The sequence below is a fragment of the Photorhabdus aballayi genome, assembly GCF_026153155.1.
In the GTDB taxonomy this organism is placed as follows: domain Bacteria; phylum Pseudomonadota; class Gammaproteobacteria; order Enterobacterales; family Enterobacteriaceae; genus Photorhabdus; species Photorhabdus luminescens.
Genome location: NZ_JAPFCD010000011.1, coordinates 20,512 through 38,742, shown reverse-complemented (window position 1 = coordinate 38,742; position 18,231 = coordinate 20,512). Strand labels below are relative to the sequence as shown.

Sequence of the window (18,231 nt, the reverse complement as noted above, 5' to 3'; positions counted from 1 at the left end):
GTTACCGGTATCTGAGGCTAATACTGTTTTATATAAACCTACATATTAACTCGCACATATTAGCCGATATTTATAGTTTATTGAGTTAAGGTATGAATTTTTGTTAAGAGCTGATCCTGATTTACCAGAAGCAAATCAGAGCCATCTGTAAAAAAGATAAATAATCCCAAAGAACGATTATAGATACATAATAATAATCTCTCGAAAAAAATTTTATAATACGTGTATATGCCTAATGTTTAACTCAAAAAATTAAGTAATGGCGTATACAGGAAGATCAACATAGCATGGATGAATATTCACTCAAGATGACATAATATTGATGAATTAAAATACTTATGTGAGAATCTAAGGCAAGAAGCACTTCTGGTGCAAAGTACACAGAGATGAGACTGGTTATGAAAATAATTTTTACATCTCAGAATAATTTAACGCTAAACAAATAGATTGAATACATATCAACTTTCGTTTGGTACTTTAAAATAAAGTATTCTGATGATTTAAGCCTTCTCTCTTGAATTGATAAATGTACTGATAATACATATACTTACATGTTGTTTGGAAACAAATTAAGATTAACGTTTCCAAACCTGTGGAATAGTAAAAAACTAATGAACGCTCAACCAGCGTCCTGTTACAGGATTTAAATTGCTCTTTGAGCAAAATTTGATTGAATATTTCCCTCAATAATTTTTTATATATGTTAAATAAGAAAGGCGATTATGACTAAAACTGATTATCTGATGCGTTTAAGAAAATGCACCACGATTGATACACTAGAACGTGTGATTGAGAAGAACAAATATGAACTTTCAGGAGATGAACTTGAACTATTCTACTCTGCTGCGGATCACCGCCTAGCTGAGCTGACCATGAATAAACTGTATGATAGAATTCCACCTTCAGTATGGAAATACGTTCGCTAAAATAGTCTTTATCAGATAGAAAGTGATCCGAGCCGGTAAAGTGCTATCGGCTTATTTAGATCATCTATTTATTTAGGTTATCAATAAAATTGGCGAGGGCTCTGCCAGCGACATCCCGGCACACACATCTCCTGCTATGGCTGCTTCCTTCCGGACCTGACCAAGTTAACAAGTTAGCGTTGCGGGAGAACCAACAGAGCCCCCATTGTGACGTGTTGCTTTAACTTCAAAGCGGCGCCATTATCATTCATACCTACTCAAATAGCAAGATAAGCAGGCCCGAATGCTGTTTTATTGTACATTACAAGTCAATACAATTAAGGAAATGTATTATCTAACGGCTTTCAACGTAACTTCTATATCTTTAGTCTTCCCATTATTAATCACTTCATATGCTGTATCTGTCACAAACATCAAGCGACTATGCAGCGAAACAGAAGCACTGACAACAATGCGTGCACCCGGCTTAATTTTATCTGGTTGATAAGGCAAAACAAAATGGAAAGGTGATTGTTTCCCACCTAAACGCTCTACCTTCTGAGACAGAGTAACTGAGGGTGCATCAAGCAAAGATACATCAGATAAAGCCACTGTCAGAACAGCATCTGCTGGCAATGCCATACGCTGTAGTATATTAATATTTCCTTCAACAAAAGACCGTTTCATTGGATTTTCAATCTGTTCCACCTGAGTATCTACTACCTCAGCACCTTTAGCGCTACACCCGGCCAAAGCAACCGCTAGTAATACGCCAGTGGAGAGCTGCCATAACTTCATACACATTCCTCCATTATTAACTAATCTATATAAATATTAAAATAAATTGAAATGTCAAATCATTAAATCTAAATCATTTGAATTATAGATTAAAAATTTGAATATAAAACGACAATAAATTTCATATTCTTTATTGCCCTACTGTCAGGACTTAAAACATTTACAATTAGTTATTTATTAATCATCTATTAATGAGACAATAATCATCCCTTGTACTCTCGATAACCTAATAGAAAACAAAGGCGTATTATGAGCAAGTCATTACAGAATCTGATAAATTTGATGAAATTGGAAAAAATTGAGGAAGGTATTTACCGAGGGCAAAGCGAAGATCTCGGTTTTCCTCAGGTTTTCGGGGGGCAAGTGATTGGTCAGGCACTATATGCCGCCAAACAAACCGTTGTCGATGACCGAATAGGCAATTCTTTCCATAGCTATTTCTTACGCCCCGGAGACAGTCACAAACCTATCGTCTATGATGTTGAAATTCTTCGTGATGGAGGAAGTTTTAGTGCCCGGCGAGTCAGTGCTATTCAGAATGGCAAGCCTATCTTTTATATGACTGCCTCATTTCAAAGCCATGAAGACGGTTTTGAACACCAGAATATAATGCCGGATGTGCCCTATCCAGAAGAACTTATCCCCCAAGACGAAATCGTGAAAAAAATGTCGCATCTACTGCCACAGAAGATGCAGAATACTCTTCTTTTTCCCTGTCCGTTAGAAATGAGGCCTGTAAAATATCACAGTCCATTTAATTGCCCACCAGAAGAACCTATACGCTATGTTTGGTTTCGTAGTAACGGCAATATGCCTGATGATCCCTTTATTCATCAATATCTACTTGGCTATGCTTCTGATTTTAACTTTCTGCCAACGTCGTTACAGCCACACGGTGTCGGGTTCCTTGAGAAAAATATTCAGATAGCAACAATTGATCATTCTATGTGGTTCCACCGCCCATTTAGACTAGACGACTGGCTACTATATGCTGTAGATAGTCCGTCAGCTTCCGGTGCTCGTGGTTTTGTTCGGGGACAGATTTATAATCGTGAAGGGATACTTGTTGCTTCCACTGTACAGGAAGGTCTAATTAGGAAACGCAACAGATAAATGAATAAGGCAGCAAACTAAGAACCCGCATTACATTTTGTGGTCTTATTGCTGCCCTCTTATTACAACTTAATTATAAGCACTCTCTCCGTGAGAATTAATATCCAATCCTTCTCTTTCAACCTCAACTGTAACCCGCAGCCCTACCAACAGCTCTGCTATTTTAAAAGCAACAAAGGCAACAATGACTGACCAAACCACGCAAACCAGTATACTAAAAGCCTGAATACCAACTTGCTCCAACATGGTTATACCCTTCGCATGGCCGGTTCCTCCCAAAGATTTAGCCGTAAAAACCCCAGTCAGTAAGCAACCTACGATCCCACATACGCCGTGTATACCAAATACATCACATACATCGTCAACACGTAACCATCGTTTTAAAGCAACCACCCCCCAAAGTCCGGTAAAACCCGCGATCAAACCAATGACTAATGCACCACCAACACCCACCATTCCAGCAGCAGGTGTAATGCCAACCAGTCCAGCAATACAGCCTGAACATGCCCCTAAAAGAGAAGGTTTATTACGGAAAAGCCATTCTGCAAAAACCCATGACAAGATAGCGGCGGCAGTCGCTACAATGGTATTTAAAAATGCCAGAGCAGCTATCTCATTAGCAGCACTAGCAGAACCAGCATTAAAGCCAAACCAACCAATATAGAGCACAGCAGTACCGGTGAAGACCATCGGCAAATTATGTGGTTTAAATGCCTCTTTCCCAAAACCAGTACGTTTTCCTAGCAAGTAAGCACCAACTAATCCAGCAACAGCAGCGTTAACATGGACAACCGTACCACCAGCAAAATCCAATGCTCCATCCTGTGAAAGTACACCACCACCCCAAACCATATGCGCCATAGGCAGGTAAGAAAATGTCAACCACAGCACACTAAAAATTAACAAAGCCGAAAAGCGAATACGTTCCCCTAACGCACCAATAATCAAAGCAACTGTGATACAAGCGAAAGAACCCTGAAATGCCACATGAATTAGCTGATAAAAATCGCCACTTAAGTCCGTGAATGCTAAATTCTTTAGCATCATTTGACTAAAACCACCGAAAAAACCATTCCCTGGCGCAAAAGCCAAGCTATAACCGTAAATCACCCACAATACACATACTAAAGCAAAGCTCACCATGACCTGAGCCATTAGCGATAAAACGTTTTTACTCCGTAGCAATCCACCATAAAACAGAGCAATTCCTGGAATGGTCATAAACAAAACAAGGACTGTACAAATCATCATAAAAGCATTATCAGCTTTATCAGCAACGCCTTCCGCAGCCTGGGATAATGATGGTACACAACTGGCCACGACACCAGCAGCCACTGAGAATTGTTTTTTCATATCTATCTTCTCTATCAGAGAGTTACAGTGCCGCATCGTTAGTTTCTCCTGTTCTAATACGAATAGCCTGTTGTAATTCAATGACAAAGATTTTACCGTCGCCAACTTTTCCAGTGAAAGCTGATTGCTGAATAGCATGAATTACCTCTTCAACCAATTCATCTGCTACAGCAATATCTATCTTTATTTTAGGCAAAAAATTGACACTATATTCAGCTCCACGGTAAAGCTCCGCATGTCCTTTCTGACGCCCAAATCCTTTTACCTCTGTTATGGTCAACCCTTGAACACCAAGACCAGAGAGAACTTCCCGAATATCCTCCAATTTGAATGGTTTTATGATTGTCGTAATGAGCTTCATATATCCCCCTTCCATCCGGCTATTATGTTTGCAATAAGGAAATAGCAAGAGGTGTGCCAGAAACTAAAAACATATAGAAATCAAATAATAATAAAGAGAATAAAAAATTATGGTGAATAAGAAGGGAGGAGAACAGTGAATATGCTCTCCCGTGAGTGCACCAAATCAATGCAAACCTGATTAAATTACCACCTCTTCCTCAGAGATTGTGCCACATTCATTTAGCGTTTCACCTACTTGTTGCAACTGATACATCTGATAGTAACGCCCACGACTCGCTAATAATTGTTGATGGCATCCCTGTTCAATAACTGCACCACGATGCAGCACCAGAATAGTATCAGCCTCCACAATGGTAGACAGACGATGAGCAATCACGATCAACGTTGTTTGTTGACGAATCAATCTTAAGGCTTGCTGTACCGCTTGTTCCGTACCAGAATCAATATTTGCAGTCGCTTCATCAAGGATCAAAATTTGTGGTGTTTGCACTAACACTCTCGCCATAGCAAGTAACTGTTTTTGACCAGATGACAACGTATTACCTTGCTCTCCCAAAAGAGTATGAAGTCCATCAGGCAATGTACGTATTAATTCAGCTAATTGAACAGTTTCCAGCACTTGCCAAACCTTCTCTTCTGAAATATTCCGACCAAGCGTAATATTTTCAAAGAAAGAGTCAGCAAGAATGACCGGGTCCTGCTGAACTATTGCCACACCATTACGTAATACCGAATGAGACAAGGATGATACCGGCCGGCCATCAAGATAAATTTCCCCTTTCTGCCACGGGTAATACCCCATCAGCAAATTTGCCAACGTACTTTTACCACTACCAGTATGACCAACCAAAGCAACAAAACCATGAGCCGGAACCTGTAAGTTAATATCCTGCAAAACTATTTTTCCGTGCCGATAGGAAAAACTAATATTTTCTATATCAATTCGACCACTGGACAGTGGCTGACTATCCATGCCATAACCTTGTTGAGGGCTATCCATTAATTCAAATATTCTCTCACCAGAAACGACAGCTTGTTGCAGAATCGATTGCTGAGATGTCAGTTCAATGAGCGGTTCATTCAACCGCCCCAAATAATTAATAAAAGCATACAATACCCCGACACCAATCGCCCCTGGCCCACTAATTCCAAACAACACGAGAAGACCGCACAATACCATAGCAGATAGCAAACTCAGTAATGGGCGTAACAAAAGCCCATCTAATCTCAACGCTTGCATTCTCGCCTGATAATGAGCCCGATTGGTTGACAGCATACGCTCACCAAAACGCGCCTGTTGCCTGAACTGCTGAACAACACTCATTCCATTAATGACTTCGTTAAACTCATCATTAATATCAGCCAAATAACTACGTACCCGACAGACGATGGGGGTACTAAAATGCTGATATATCGCCATCACAATCAATACGACAGGAAAAATAAGAATTGCAATCAATGCCATACGCCATTCCAATATAAACATGGCAATCAACATCGCTCCAATCAATGCCATGCTGCGAAATACCGTAGGAACTACATTGACATAAAGATCTTTAATGACTTCAGTATCATTCGTTACACGGGAAATCAACTGCCCTACCGGTTGATTATCAAAAGCACTCAGAGGCTGGCGCAATGCTGCATTCATCACATCTGTACGAAGCTGCTGAACCACATCGACTGACACTTGATTGAACACTAAAGCCTGAAAATAGTGTAACGCAGCCGTAATCAGTTGCAGAACAATAAAGGTTATAGCTAGCCCGATAACCACCCTAATAGGCATATTACCCGTTGCAACCATATTATCGATAAAGTAACTAATGAGAACCGGACCACTGACTTCCGCAATTGCAGCCCCCCACAACATGAGTACAGCCAGCCCCAACGGCTTACGATAACTTTTTCCATAAACCAGCAGGCGCTTCAGAGACGGCCATAATCGACGAACTTTAGTCATCTTAATCTCCTTCTGCCATTTCCTTGTCATCTAATGCTGCCTCAAGTTGCTGATAATAATACATATCACGATACCATCCTGACTGTTCTGTCAGTTGCTGATGCCGTCCCTGATGTACAATAGAACCTTGCTGCATCACCAAGATATTATCAGCATCAGTTAATGCAGACAGGCGGTGAGCACTAATAATAACTGTGCGTTGCTGTCTCCACTGACTGAGGTTTTGTAGGATATTGTATTCAGTTTGCCCATCAACCGCAGATAAAGCGTCATCTAGAACCAAAATCTCTGCATCTAAAAGTAATGCTCTTGCAATGGAGATACGCTGTTTTTGCCCCCCAGAAAGCATTACCCCACGCTCTCCTACTTCTGTCTGATACCCCTCGGGTAAACGAAGAATATCTTCATGGACGTTGGCAAGGCGAGCAACTTCTTCAATCTGTTCCTGTGTTGCATCAGGACGTCCCAAAGCGATATTCCTGGCAACGGTATCTGAAAATAAAAACGGGGTTTGATTAACAACAGCAAATCGTGATCGCCATTCATCTAACCTGATATCCGCAATTTTGAACGACTGGAAAAGAATTTCTCCATCAGTCACATCAAACTGTCTCTGTATCAGCGCAAGTAGTGTACTCTTACCTGAACCAGTTGGACCACAGATCCCTAATAACTGCCCAGGTAATAACTGGAAATTAATTTGATTAAGAACAGTTTTGTTACTTTGCGGATAATTAAACGCTTTGATATTCACATCCAGAATACCGCGCTCAGGCAAAAGATGACCAACACCATCCTCAATGACCGGAGGTTCCTGCAACAAACTACGGATACGACTATAAGCAGCGCTTCCCCGCTCAACGATATTAAACATCCATGCCAGCGCTAACATTGGCCAAATCATCAAGCCAAGGTACATCACAAAACTAGTAAGCTCACCAAGTGTTAAAACACCATTTAACACCATCCAACTACCTCCACCGATAGCCAGTAAGTTTGACATACCAATGGCAATAAAAATTGTTGGATCAAATCGGGCATCTACCCTAGCAACATACATATTCTTACGACCGGCTTCCACTGCAACTTGTTCAAACTGATTTGATTGCAAATCTTCAAGGCCAAATGCCTTAATCATTCGAATACTGGTCAGACTTTCTTGAGCCTGGTTATTCAGAGCAGAAAATGCGCCTTGTGCAGATTTGAAGCGACGATGAAGTTGATCACCATATCGTTTGATAATGATCGCCATAATCGGCATAGGCAACAAAGACAGTAAAGTTAATTGCCAACTAATTTGTATACTCATCATAATCAGCACTGCACAGCCCATAACTAGTGAATCAACTAACGTAAGCACACCTTCACCCGCAGCAAATACCACCCGATCCACATCATTAGTAGCACGAGCCATTAAATCTCCCGTGCGGTGATGCAGATAAAATTCAGGGTTTTGTCGGCTAAGCTGTTGGTAAAAATTATTCCGTAATTTAACTGCTAATTGATATGACGCCCCAAACAACCATAAACGCCATATATAACGCAAGATATAGACAATCAATGCGATAACCAGCATAACACCAATCCACACCATCAATTGGTAAAATGACATAGACGCAGTACTGATCCCATCAACGATAACCCCCACCAGATACGGCGGAATTAGCAATAGAATAGAGATAATAATAAGCAGAGTCACTGCCCCAAGATAACGACGCCACTCGCTACGGAAGTACCAACTTAATTGAGAAAATAACCTCACACGTGTATATCCCGAAATGAAATAGATAATAGAAATACTGAACGACACTCAGAATAATTGACTTAACGCAATGAATTAATAATTGGTTAATCTGGTATCGGTAATGCTGTAGTGTATTTGATTTTTTCCATTGCAAAACTCGATGTCACATCAATCAACCCCGGAACACCATTCACCATACGCTTGTAGAAAAGATCATAACTTTTCATATCCACAACTTCTACATGCATTAAATAATCACATTCACCAGCCATACGATAAAAAGCTAGGACTTCTGGCATTTGCTTTATAAATGCAACAAATTGCTCATACCAACTACTGTTATGCTGCTGAGTTCTGATCATAACAATCACTGTCAGCCCTAATCCTAATTTTTCACTATCAAGCAAAGCAACTTTGCCAACAATATAGCCTTCATCTTCAAGTCGTTTTAGCCGTTTCCAACAAGGAGTAGAGGTAAGATTAACAGCTTCCGCCAATGCATTCAGAGACAGACTACAATCTTTCTGTAGTAACTTAAGCAACTTGCGGTCTGTTTTATCCAACATAGCTACCTCTTATAGAAAATTTTTCCATAAAGAAACCACACATTAAGAAAAATAACAATCTATTTCTCCCAGTATCAAGTTAATCTACCCGCCGCCAATTATTTTTAAATTACAGAGTTAATAATTAATGTCACACAGTTGGACCACCAAGGCAATCAGAGAGATTCAAGCAGACCATCAACGCAGTTCTGACACTCATCTCATCCGCCTTAATTTGCCAGTTTTTCCAGGTATCCATTTATATCTAAAAGATGAAAGCACCCATCCAACCGGTAGTCTGAAGCACAGACTTGCTCGTTCTTTATTCCTTTACGCACTGAGTAATGGCTGGATAAAGGAAGGTACCCCGGTTATTGAATCTTCATCAGGTAGTACTGCTGTATCTGAAGCCTATTTTGCCCGCCTGCTTGGGTTACCTTTTATTGCTGTTATGCCTTCATACACCGCGAAACGTAAAATTCAGGAAATTGAATTTTATGGTGGTAAATGCCATTTTGTTAACCATTCAGCACAAATTTATGACGAGTCAGAACGACTAGCAAAAGAACTAAACGGTCATTATATGGATCAATTTACTTACGCCGAAAGAGCAACAGACTGGCGAGGTAACAACAATATTGCTGAAAGTATTTTTCGCCAAATGCAAATGGAACCATTTCCTGAACCAGATTATATCGTTATGAGCGCTGGTACTGGGGGAACTTCTGCAACTTTAGGACGCTATATCCGTTACCAAGGGCATAACACTAAACTAATTGTTGTCGATCCAGAAAATTCTATATTTTATGACCATTACCGTCAAAATTGCTGTGATATTCATGGCAATTATAGTAGTAAGATTGAGGGTATTGGCCGCCCTCGAGCAGAGCCTTCTTTTATCCCTTCGGTTATTGATGACATGATCCAAATACCCGATTGCGCCAGCATTGCAACAATTTACTGGCTGGAAAAATTACTCGGCAGAAAAGTTGGCGCATCTACGGGGACCAATGTCTGGGGAGCTCTCCTGATTGCTAACCAAATGCATGAACGTGGAGAACAAGGCGCAATAGTAACTTTACTGTGCGACAGTGGTGAACGTTATCTCGATACTTATTACAATCTAGATTGGGTAAAAAATAACATCGGCGATATCTCACCCTATCTCAAACAACTATCCAAGTTCCGCAGTTATAAGTAACATAACCATTTTATTCTAATGAGGATGTTACAATGAGACGAGCTGTTGTTGTATTCAGTGGTGGGCAAGATTCCACAACCTGCCTGATTCAAGCAATTAATCAATATGACGAAGTACATTGTGTCACTTTTGATTATGGTCAGCGCCATCGCGCTGAAATTGATGTTGCACGTAATATCAGCCATTCTCTCGGCGTTGTTGCTCATAAAGTACTGGATGTCACATTACTTAGTGAGCTGGCTCTCAGCAGCCTGACTCGTGATAACATCCCTATTCCTGATTACAGTGAAAGTGCAAAAAGTGCTATACCCAGTACATTTGTCCCTGGCCGCAATATTTTGTTCCTGACACTGGCTGCTATATATGCTTATCAAATTGAAGCAGAAGCAGTTATTACTGGCGCATGTGAAACTGATTTCTCCGGTTACCCTGATAGCCGTGACGAATTCGTCAAAGCACTGAATAAAGCTGTAAGCCTTGGCATTGCCCGTGATATCCGTTTTGAAACTCCATTGATGTGGCTCAACAAAGCTGAAACTTGGGCATTGTCCGACTACTACCAGCATTTAGACTTTGTTCGTAGTCAGACACTAACTTGCTACAACGGCATTCAAGGTAATGGATGCGGTAAATGCGCAGCTTGTCATCTCAGAGCTAACGGATTAGAACAATATCTAAATGCGCCTGAAAAAATAATGACCGAAATGAAAGCAAAAACACATTTAGTCTAATCCCAATGGCAATGAGAGCCGTTCCCCTCTCATTGCTCTGTTTTCACCAAAGCTCCCATTATTTCACGTAGTTCACCTTCAATAGACAATGCCCTTTGCGTTTTTCTATCAATCCAGACAAACGTAGTCTTGGCATCTGCAATGAGTTGATTGTTCCTTCTGCGTATGATTTCCTGAGAAAATACACCACTTCTGTTTCTTAGCTCCGTCAATCGGCAATCCACTTCCAATTCATCGCCAAGAACTGCTGAACTGCGATAATTAATATTAATGTTGACCACAGCAAATCCAACATTATTTTTCTGTATCCATTCCACTACAGAATGCTTATGCAACCATTCCCATCGAGCACTTTCCAGAAATTCCAAATAGCGAGCATTGTTCACATGTTGAAACAAATCTATATGATAACCATGAACTTTTATAATTGAACTCATAATATTGCCTTTATGTTAAAGTCACTCATCTGACCAGGTTGATTTCACAATAGCAAAACAAAAAATTCACACTAATTAAAGTGTTTTATTTGCAACCTTGATCACAACATCCCCATTCATAAAAAAATCATGAATGAGGATGATAGATAATATACTAGTAACTCAATTTACTTCTATTTCGCTCAATAAAAACTGGCCCTATTCCCTGAACCTCCTGCAACTGTTCCACCGTAGTGAACGCACCATGTTTTTCTCGATATTCAACAATGCCTTGTGCTTTTTTTATCCCAATACCATTTAGTGCTTTTGCTAATTCTTCCGCACTTGCAGTATTAATATTCACCTTTCCCCTTTCTTCTGCTTTCAAAGCATCCTGCTGCTGCAATTGCTTTTCCGATGAAGAATGACTGGTAGTACTGGCTGTTTTAGCTACTTTATCTTTGACTTGCTCAGTGGCAATAGCGAATTGCCCTCCACATGCATAAAGCAAGCCAGCAAGCAAAACAGATAAAATTCCTGATTTTTTCATACTAATTCCTCCATGTTTTATGAGCAGAAAAAAGATTGCCACAGATAAATTTGAGCGCAATGAACGAAGATCAGATATGCGAAAGGCCGCGAAAGCGGCCTTTATTGACAAGATAATTACAAAGATATTTGCGATACTCTCCGCAAATTTTTATTCGATATGACCTAACTTAATTTTGGCTTTTTCACGCAGACTAATCAGTAAAGACTCCAACATAGCGTTACCCATTTCACTCTGATAGCTATTAATCATGCTTTTAATTTGTTCTTCGGATACAACACCTGGAGTAACTTTATCCAGTTGGATCAGCACAACGTCATCCAAACTATTTTTCGTCAAACCATATTCTGCCTTACCTTCTTTTGGCCGAGGTAAAGCAAATACTGCACCAACTAACACATTATCTTGAGATGTACGCTGAATAACCTGAGGTTCACCAAATTGAATACTTGCATCTTTCAAGGCTTGCTCACCTTTACCTTCTTTTAAGGCGGCCAGTAATTTCTCACTTTCGACTTGAAGTTGTTTTTCAGCTTTCTGACGTTTAACCAGTTCAGTAACTTGCTCTTTAACTTTCTCGAAAGGCTGTACCGTTTCCGGCTTATAATTATCTACACGCAGAACAAATGCACGATCACCTTCAACGGAGATAACATCAGAATTAGTCCCTGTTGGCCCCTGACCATCAACAAGATTACCTTCAAAAATGGCATGAATGACAGCACCAAAATTAATCTCTGCCGGCACACTATTGCGATCAAACCAATCAGTTGTCACAACCTTAATACCTGAAACTTCCTCAGCCGCAGCTAAAGATTCATTATCGCTGGTAGCAGCATCACTGACCTTCTGTTGCAGAGCATAAAAAGCATCTACCGCTTTTTCCTGTTTAACCGTTTTCTCAATTTCAGAGCGAACTTCAGATAAGGGCTTAATTATTTGAGGCTTAACATCATCCAAATGGAAAATAGCGAAGCCATTAAGAACCTTAATCGCAGAAGAAATTTGACCTTTCTCTTTCAAATTAGCTTGTTTCAACTCTTCAGGAAGAGCATCCTCTTCTATCCAGCCGATCTCCCCACGATTTTTCGCTGACAACTTATCCGTAGATTTTTTAGTCGCTAATTTACCAAAATCAGCACCCTTATTTAGCTCATCAAGCACTGTTTTGGCTTCGGCTTCAGTTGCAAGTTGAATCAGACTGTATTTTTTCTGCTCTGATTGAGTATAACGTTTCAAATTATGCTCATAGTAAGCATCAACATCAGAGGATGTAGCCGAAACTTTATTCATTTCATCTACAGCATCCATTTTGATATAGCTGACTTTCACTTCTTCTGGAGCAATAAAGCTGCCCTTATTTAGATTATAGTAATCTTGCAAATCTTTATCTGTTACTTCCTGCTGCGCCTGAATTTTCCTCAGCTCCAGTGTAGCCATACGGACAGTTCTCTGTTGCAGAAGCAATTCAGCATTGGGTTTCACCTCACTATGCAATGCTATTTCACTACCAGAAAAAGCCATAATTAATTGTTGATTAACTAAATTCTGGCGTGTTTGTTCGGCAAAAACATCCGGACTCATATTGGGACGGTTGAACAACGCCAAATATTTGCTGTTATCAAATTTACCGTTTGTCTGAAAGTAAGAAGTATTTCGGATAGAATCCTTAACTTGCTCATCACTGGCAGATAAACCCAATTCACGGGAATATTGCTCAATCAACACATTATTAATTAGACGCTCCAAAGCCTGATTACGAATCTGCTTCATGCTTTGTTCGTCACTTGCCAACACCGAGAATTTATCTCCCAATTGATCTTGCAATGCGTTTCTCTCTTGCTGAAACGCCTGCTCCAATTGAGCACGACTGATAGTCTGACCATTCACTTCGGCAGCATAACTACCAGCTCCACTTGTCAGGTAGCCCCCAACCCCCGTCAAAACAAAAGACAGGATAATGAGAGCCAGCACGATTTTAAGCACAGGACTGTTTGCCGCCGTGCGTAGGTTGTCCATCATAAAGAGGCAAAACTCCGCTTTGGTGAAATTGAAAACGCCATATTACGCTAATTCAAGCGCTAAGAGAAAAAAAGCGCACCAATCAATTGATGCGCTTCTATTTTAACTTACCAAACCTGTCTCGTCAGTCTATGTTTGCCAATATAACAAAAACTGATAAGCAATTTTTGGTTCGTGTCACCCATTAACAGCGTCTTTCAAACCTTTACCTGGACGGAAAGCAGGTACTTTAGCCGCAGCAATTTTGAGCTCTTTTCCTGTTTGAGGGTTACGGCCTGTACGTGCAGAACGTTCACGAACAGCAAAAGTACCGAATCCCACCAGAGCAACATCATCACCATCCTTCAATGCACCCGTTACAGAAGAAATGAATGCATCTACTACACGCCCTGCGGCTGCTTTAGAAATATTAGAGTCAGCAGCAATTTTGTCGATCAGTTGTGATTTATTCACTCTTATCATCCCCATATAGTTTTTACTACTGCATCAGAATCCTAACGGATAACCCGATAGCAGTGCCGTTATATCAATCCTTTCCGATATTGGCAAGAAATCATAAGACAACAAAATATTTATTAGACAGTTCATCCAAGTTAGCAATATAAAAAAGCTGGTAAGCCTGAATTCACTTACCAGCCTATATTTCATCCATCATTATTGAGATAGTTTACTATTTTTGTACTACTGAGCTGACACTAATTCTGCGCCAAACACAGGATCCTGCAATGTAATAGCCAAAACATCTTCAATACGTTTTACTGGATGGATCTGTAGATCTGCAATAATATTTTGGGGAATTTCTTCCAGATCACGTTTATTCTCTTCCGGAATTAAAACCGTTTTGATTCCGCCTCGATGAGCAGCCAGTAGTTTCTCTTTCAAACCACCGATTGGCAGAACTAAACCACGCAATGTGATTTCACCAGTCATAGCAACATCAGCCCGAACTGGATTACCGGTCAGACAGGAGACCAATGCTGTACACATAGCAATACCCGCACTTGGGCCATCTTTTGGCGTCGCACCTTCCGGAACATGGACATGAATATCCCGTTTCTCATAAAAATCAGCGTTGATGCCCAACTTATCAGCACGAGCACGAACAACGGTTAATGCTGCCTGAATGGATTCCTGCATAACCTCACCGAGCGAGCCAGTATAGGTTAGTTTACCTTTCCCTGGAACACACGCGGTTTCAATAGTCAGTAAATCACCACCAACTTCAGTCCATGCAAGTCCTGTGACCTGACCAATACGGTTTTCCGTATCTGCACGGCCGTAATCCACACGTTGAACACCTAGATAATCTTTCAAGTTATCTGAGTTGATTTCAATATGTTTTAAATTTTTATCCATTAACAATGCTTTTACCGCCTTACGGCACAGCTTAGAAATTTCTCGCTCTAAACTACGCACTCCGGCTTCACGAGTGTAATAACGGATAATGCCAATAATAGCACTGTCATCAATTGTTAATTCACTCTTTTTCAGAGCATTACGTTCAATCTGCTTAGGCAGCAAATGACGTTTAGCAATATTCAATTTTTCATCTTCGGTATAACCGGAAAGACGAATAATCTCCATACGATCCAACAATGGCGCTGGAATATTCATGGAGTTGGATGTTGCGACAAACATGACATCTGACAGATCATAATCAACCTCCAGATAATGATCGTTAAATGCCACGTTCTGCTCTGGATCTAAAACTTCCAGTAAGGCAGAAGCTGGATCACCACGCATATCGGATGACATCTTATCAATCTCATCCAGCAGGAACAGAGGGTTCTTCACTCCAACTTTGGACATTTTTTGAATCAATTTGCCCGGCATAGAACCAATATAGGTACGGCGATGACCACGGATTTCAGCTTCATCACGCACTCCCCCCAGTGCCATACGCACATATTTCCGCCCGGTCGCACGTGCAATGGACTGACCTAAAGAGGTTTTACCCACCCCAGGAGGCCCAACCAGACATAAAATCGGCCCTTTAATTTTACTAATTCGGCTTTGTACTGCCAGATATTCAAGGATACGCTCTTTTACACGCTCCAAACCATAATGGTCGGTATCCAGAGTTTCCTGGGCTTTAACCAAATCTTTTTTAACTTTACTGCGAGCAACCCACGGAACTTGTACCATCCAATCGATGTAACTACGGACAACTGTCGCTTCCGCCGACATAGGAGACATCATCTTCAGTTTTTGCAATTCAGCTTCAGCTTTTTCACGAGCCTCTTTGGGCATTTTCGCCGCTTCAATTTTTCGCTTCAGGGTTTCATACTCATCAGGCGCATCATCCATTTCACCCAATTCTTTCTGAATTGCTTTCATCTGTTCATTCAGGTAGTACTCGCGCTGGCTTTTTTCCATTTGTTTCTTCACGCGGTTACGAATGCGTTTCTCTACCTGTAACAAATCAATTTCTGACTCCATCATTGCCATCAAATATTCAAGACGCTCAACGACATCAGACATTTCTAAAACTGTCTGCTTATCACTGAGTTTCAATGGCATATGCGCAGCAATTGTATCAGCTAATTTAGCGGCATCTTCAACACTATGTAGCGAGGTCAGAACCTCTGGTGGAATTTTCTTATTTAATTTAATGTAGCCTTCAAACTGATTAATAGCTGTCCTGATCATAACTTCCTGCTCACGCTCATCAACGAGCGGCGAGTCAAGATACTCAGCATGAGCTGAAAAATGTTCGCCATTGTCAGCCAGGGTCGTAATGCGGGCACGTTTCAACCCTTCGACAAGCACTTTTACAGTGCCATCGGGCAGTTTTAACATCTGTAAAATAGAAGCTACTGTACCAACGGAGAAAAGGTCATTAACCCCTGGCTCATCAGTTGAAGCTTCTTTTTGCGCAACCAACATGATCTGTTTGTCATGATCCATTGCTGCTTCCAGGCAGTGAATAGACTTCTCACGCCCTACAAACAATGGGATCACCATATGCGGGTAAACCACCACATCGCGCAGAGGCAATACAGGGATTTCTATGCGTTCGGAACGCTCAAGATTCATAGAGCTCTCTCTTCGTTTAGCTTTCGCCAGTTTTTAGGAATCTCGTGAAACACGGTTCTCACGAGTTTCACTCCATAGAATATAAAATATATGGGGACAGGAATTTGACATTCAATGGTATGGCACTTTAATAAAAACAAAATGAGGGTAATCCCCTCATTTTATTCAATAATATCTCGTTTAGTGAATTCCCTATCCTAGACTAAATTATTCACCAGAAACCTGGGCATCCGGTTTGCTGTAAATCAGCAAAGGCGCAGATTGACCATTGATAACAGATTCGTCTACAACAACTTTTCCAACGTTTTCCATTGATGGCAGATCATACATAGTGTCCAGCAATGCACCTTCAACAATAGAACGTAGGCCGCGGGCCCCCGTCTTACGCACCATTGCTTTCTTAGCAATAGCAGTCAGGGCTTCACTTCTGAATTCTAGATCAACACCTTCAAGGTTAAACAATGCTTGATACTGCTTGGTCAACGCATTTTTAGGCTCTTTCAAAATCTGAATCAACGCTTCCTCACTCAATTCACTGAGCGTGGCAACAACAGGTAACCGCCCAATAAATTCAGGGATAAGCCCAAATTTGATGAGATCTTCTGGCTCAGCCTGTGCAAGCAATTCGCCTTCAGTAGCCTTTTCTGACTCACCTTTGACTTTCGCACCAAATCCAATACCCGTACTGGTATTTAAACGCTGACCTATGACTTTATCCAGACCTGCAAACGCACCACCACAAATAAATAGGATTTTAGAGGTATCGACCTGTAAGAACTCCTGTTGCGGATGTTTACGCCCCCCCTGAGGAGGAACCGCCGCAATTGTACCTTCAATCAGTTTCAGCAACGCTTGCTGTACACCCTCGCCTGAAACATCCCGAGTAATTGACGGGTTATCAGATTTACGTGAAATTTTGTCAATTTCATCAATATAAACAATACCGCGCTGGGCTTTTTGCACATCGTAGTCACATTTTTGCAGTAATTTCTGAATAATGTTTTCTACGTCTTCTCCTACATATCCCGCTTCGGTCAGCGTAGTCGCATCTGCCATGGTAAAAGGAACGTCAAGATAACGCGCTAATGTTTCAGCTAATAACGTTTTACCACTCCCTGTTGGCCCAATAAGCAGAATATTACTTTTACCTAATTCAACACCATTACTGGTATCACCATTACGTAACCGCTTGTAATGGTTATAAACAGCAACCGCCAACACTTTTTTCGCCGTTTCCTGGCCGATCACATAATCATCCAAATGCTGACGAATTTCATGAGGCGTTGGTAATGCACTACGCTCACGATGTGGTACAAGCTCTTTAATTTCCTCGCGAATAATGTCGTTACACAAATCCACACATTCATCGCAGATATATACTGACGGGCCAGCAATCAATTTTCGCACTTCATGTTGGCTTTTCCCGCAGAAAGAGCAATACAGCAGCTTTCCTGAACCGTCTTTGCGCTTATCTGTCATCAGTCACAACCT

The 18,231-nt window shown here is 40.9% G+C and carries 16 protein-coding genes and 1 other RNA gene; 4 read left to right on the top strand and 13 right to left on the bottom strand.

Annotated features, from left to right (window positions below; translation table 11 throughout):
* Positions 1–722 precede the first annotated feature (722 nt).
* Positions 723–926, top strand: a complete 204-nt coding sequence (locus OO184_RS08140; RefSeq protein WP_011147992.1) for an HHA domain-containing protein — start codon at positions 723–725, stop codon at positions 924–926.
* A 99-nt stretch (positions 927–1,025) separates the two neighbouring features.
* On the opposite strand, the gene ffs is transcribed toward OO184_RS08140, so the two are convergent.
* Both ffs and OO184_RS08130 read right to left on the bottom strand, forming a co-directional pair.
* An RNA gene (ffs, locus tag OO184_RS08135) (signal recognition particle sRNA small type) lies at positions 1,026–1,122 on the bottom strand.
* Positions 1,123–1,256: 134 nt separating this feature from the next.
* The gene (locus OO184_RS08130; RefSeq protein ID WP_265378740.1) at positions 1,257–1,703 is read right to left on the bottom strand and encodes a YbaY family lipoprotein; all 447 of its coding nucleotides are present in this window, start codon (positions 1,701–1,703) and stop codon (positions 1,257–1,259) included.
* Positions 1,704–1,952: 249 nt separating this feature from the next.
* On the opposite strand from OO184_RS08130, the gene tesB reads away from it, so the two are divergent.
* On the top strand, positions 1,953–2,816 hold the full coding sequence (tesB, locus tag OO184_RS08125) for an acyl-CoA thioesterase II (protein ID WP_265378739.1): 864 nt from the start codon (positions 1,953–1,955) through the stop codon (positions 2,814–2,816).
* A 69-nt stretch (positions 2,817–2,885) separates the two neighbouring features.
* Here the strand turns inward: tesB and amtB are convergent, their stop codons facing one another.
* The 5 genes from amtB to OO184_RS08100 all read right to left on the bottom strand — a co-directional run bounded on the left by amtB (position 2,886) and on the right by OO184_RS08100 (position 8,805).
* Positions 2,886–4,169 carry an ammonium transporter AmtB gene (gene amtB / locus OO184_RS08120; RefSeq protein WP_265378738.1) on the bottom strand — a complete coding sequence of 428 codons (1,284 nt, stop codon included), beginning with the start codon at positions 4,167–4,169 and terminating at the stop codon, positions 2,886–2,888.
* Positions 4,170–4,191: 22 nt separating this feature from the next.
* Complete coding sequence (glnK, locus tag OO184_RS08115; protein WP_049582557.1) at positions 4,192–4,530, bottom strand: P-II family nitrogen regulator; 339 nt, start codon at positions 4,528–4,530, stop codon at positions 4,192–4,194.
* Between the two features lie 180 nt (positions 4,531–4,710).
* A complete protein-coding gene (locus OO184_RS08110) occupies positions 4,711–6,495 on the bottom strand; it encodes a SmdB family multidrug efflux ABC transporter permease/ATP-binding protein (protein ID WP_265378737.1) in 1,785 nt (594 codons plus the stop codon).
* A 1-nt stretch (position 6,496) separates the two neighbouring features.
* On the bottom strand, positions 6,497–8,257 hold the full coding sequence (locus OO184_RS08105) for a SmdA family multidrug ABC transporter permease/ATP-binding protein (RefSeq protein WP_265378736.1): 1,761 nt from the start codon (positions 8,255–8,257) through the stop codon (positions 6,497–6,499).
* A gap of 86 nt (positions 8,258–8,343) precedes the next feature.
* On the bottom strand, positions 8,344–8,805 hold the full coding sequence (locus OO184_RS08100) for an Lrp/AsnC family transcriptional regulator (RefSeq protein WP_049582560.1): 462 nt from the start codon (positions 8,803–8,805) through the stop codon (positions 8,344–8,346).
* Positions 8,806–8,932: 127 nt separating this feature from the next.
* Between OO184_RS08100 and OO184_RS08095 the strand changes: the two genes are divergently transcribed.
* On the top strand, positions 8,933–9,985 hold the full coding sequence (locus OO184_RS08095) for a PLP-dependent cysteine synthase family protein (protein WP_265378735.1): 1,053 nt from the start codon (positions 8,933–8,935) through the stop codon (positions 9,983–9,985).
* A 32-nt stretch (positions 9,986–10,017) separates the two neighbouring features.
* Positions 10,018–10,716, top strand: coding sequence for a 7-cyano-7-deazaguanine synthase QueC (gene queC / locus OO184_RS08090; RefSeq protein WP_265378734.1), 699 nt, complete (start codon positions 10,018–10,020; stop codon positions 10,714–10,716).
* A 29-nt stretch (positions 10,717–10,745) separates the two neighbouring features.
* Here the strand turns inward: queC and OO184_RS08085 are convergent, their stop codons facing one another.
* The 6 genes from OO184_RS08085 to clpX all read right to left on the bottom strand — a co-directional run bounded on the left by OO184_RS08085 (position 10,746) and on the right by clpX (position 18,219).
* A complete protein-coding gene (locus OO184_RS08085; RefSeq protein WP_036775130.1) occupies positions 10,746–11,153 on the bottom strand; it encodes an acyl-CoA thioesterase in 408 nt (135 codons plus the stop codon).
* 154 nt (positions 11,154–11,307) lie between these two features.
* Positions 11,308–11,682 carry a ComEA family DNA-binding protein gene (locus OO184_RS08080; RefSeq protein ID WP_265378733.1) on the bottom strand — a complete coding sequence of 125 codons (375 nt, stop codon included), beginning with the start codon at positions 11,680–11,682 and terminating at the stop codon, positions 11,308–11,310.
* A 150-nt stretch (positions 11,683–11,832) separates the two neighbouring features.
* The gene (ppiD, locus tag OO184_RS08075) at positions 11,833–13,704 is read right to left on the bottom strand and encodes a peptidylprolyl isomerase (protein WP_265378732.1); all 1,872 of its coding nucleotides are present in this window, start codon (positions 13,702–13,704) and stop codon (positions 11,833–11,835) included.
* A 177-nt stretch (positions 13,705–13,881) separates the two neighbouring features.
* Positions 13,882–14,157, bottom strand: a complete 276-nt coding sequence (gene hupB, locus OO184_RS08070) for a nucleoid-associated protein HU-beta (RefSeq protein ID WP_011148005.1) — start codon at positions 14,155–14,157, stop codon at positions 13,882–13,884.
* A 228-nt stretch (positions 14,158–14,385) separates the two neighbouring features.
* A complete protein-coding gene (lon, locus tag OO184_RS08065; protein ID WP_265378731.1) occupies positions 14,386–16,740 on the bottom strand; it encodes an endopeptidase La in 2,355 nt (784 codons plus the stop codon).
* 207 nt (positions 16,741–16,947) lie between these two features.
* A complete protein-coding gene (gene clpX, locus OO184_RS08060; protein ID WP_049582566.1) occupies positions 16,948–18,219 on the bottom strand; it encodes an ATP-dependent protease ATP-binding subunit ClpX in 1,272 nt (423 codons plus the stop codon).
* Between the last annotated feature and the right edge of the window lie 12 nt (positions 18,220–18,231).

Excerpts from the sequence above, each read along its gene's own strand:
- OO184_RS08140 (WP_011147992.1), top strand. The coding sequence starts at position 723 with ATGACTAAAACTGATTATCTGATGCGTTTAAGAAAATGCACCACGATT.
- OO184_RS08130 (WP_265378740.1), bottom strand. The coding sequence starts at position 1,703 with ATGAAGTTATGGCAGCTCTCCACTGGCGTATTACTAGCGGTTGCTTTG.
- tesB (WP_265378739.1), top strand. The coding sequence starts at position 1,953 with ATGAGCAAGTCATTACAGAATCTGATAAATTTGATGAAATTGGAAAAA.
- amtB (WP_265378738.1), bottom strand. The coding sequence starts at position 4,169 with ATGAAAAAACAATTCTCAGTGGCTGCTGGTGTCGTGGCCAGTTGTGTA.
- glnK (WP_049582557.1), bottom strand. The coding sequence starts at position 4,530 with ATGAAGCTCATTACGACAATCATAAAACCATTCAAATTGGAGGATATT.
- OO184_RS08110 (WP_265378737.1), bottom strand. The coding sequence starts at position 6,495 with ATGACTAAAGTTCGTCGATTATGGCCGTCTCTGAAGCGCCTGCTGGTT.
- OO184_RS08100 (WP_049582560.1), bottom strand. The coding sequence starts at position 8,805 with ATGTTGGATAAAACAGACCGCAAGTTGCTTAAGTTACTACAGAAAGAT.
- OO184_RS08095 (WP_265378735.1), top strand. The coding sequence starts at position 8,933 with ATGTCACACAGTTGGACCACCAAGGCAATCAGAGAGATTCAAGCAGAC.
- queC (WP_265378734.1), top strand. The coding sequence starts at position 10,018 with ATGAGACGAGCTGTTGTTGTATTCAGTGGTGGGCAAGATTCCACAACC.
- OO184_RS08085 (WP_036775130.1), bottom strand. The coding sequence starts at position 11,153 with ATGAGTTCAATTATAAAAGTTCATGGTTATCATATAGATTTGTTTCAA.
- OO184_RS08080 (WP_265378733.1), bottom strand. The coding sequence starts at position 11,682 with ATGAAAAAATCAGGAATTTTATCTGTTTTGCTTGCTGGCTTGCTTTAT.
- ppiD (WP_265378732.1), bottom strand. The coding sequence starts at position 13,704 with ATGATGGACAACCTACGCACGGCGGCAAACAGTCCTGTGCTTAAAATC.
- lon (WP_265378731.1), bottom strand. The coding sequence starts at position 16,740 with ATGAATCTTGAGCGTTCCGAACGCATAGAAATCCCTGTATTGCCTCTG.
- clpX (WP_049582566.1), bottom strand. The coding sequence starts at position 18,219 with ATGACAGATAAGCGCAAAGACGGTTCAGGAAAGCTGCTGTATTGCTCT.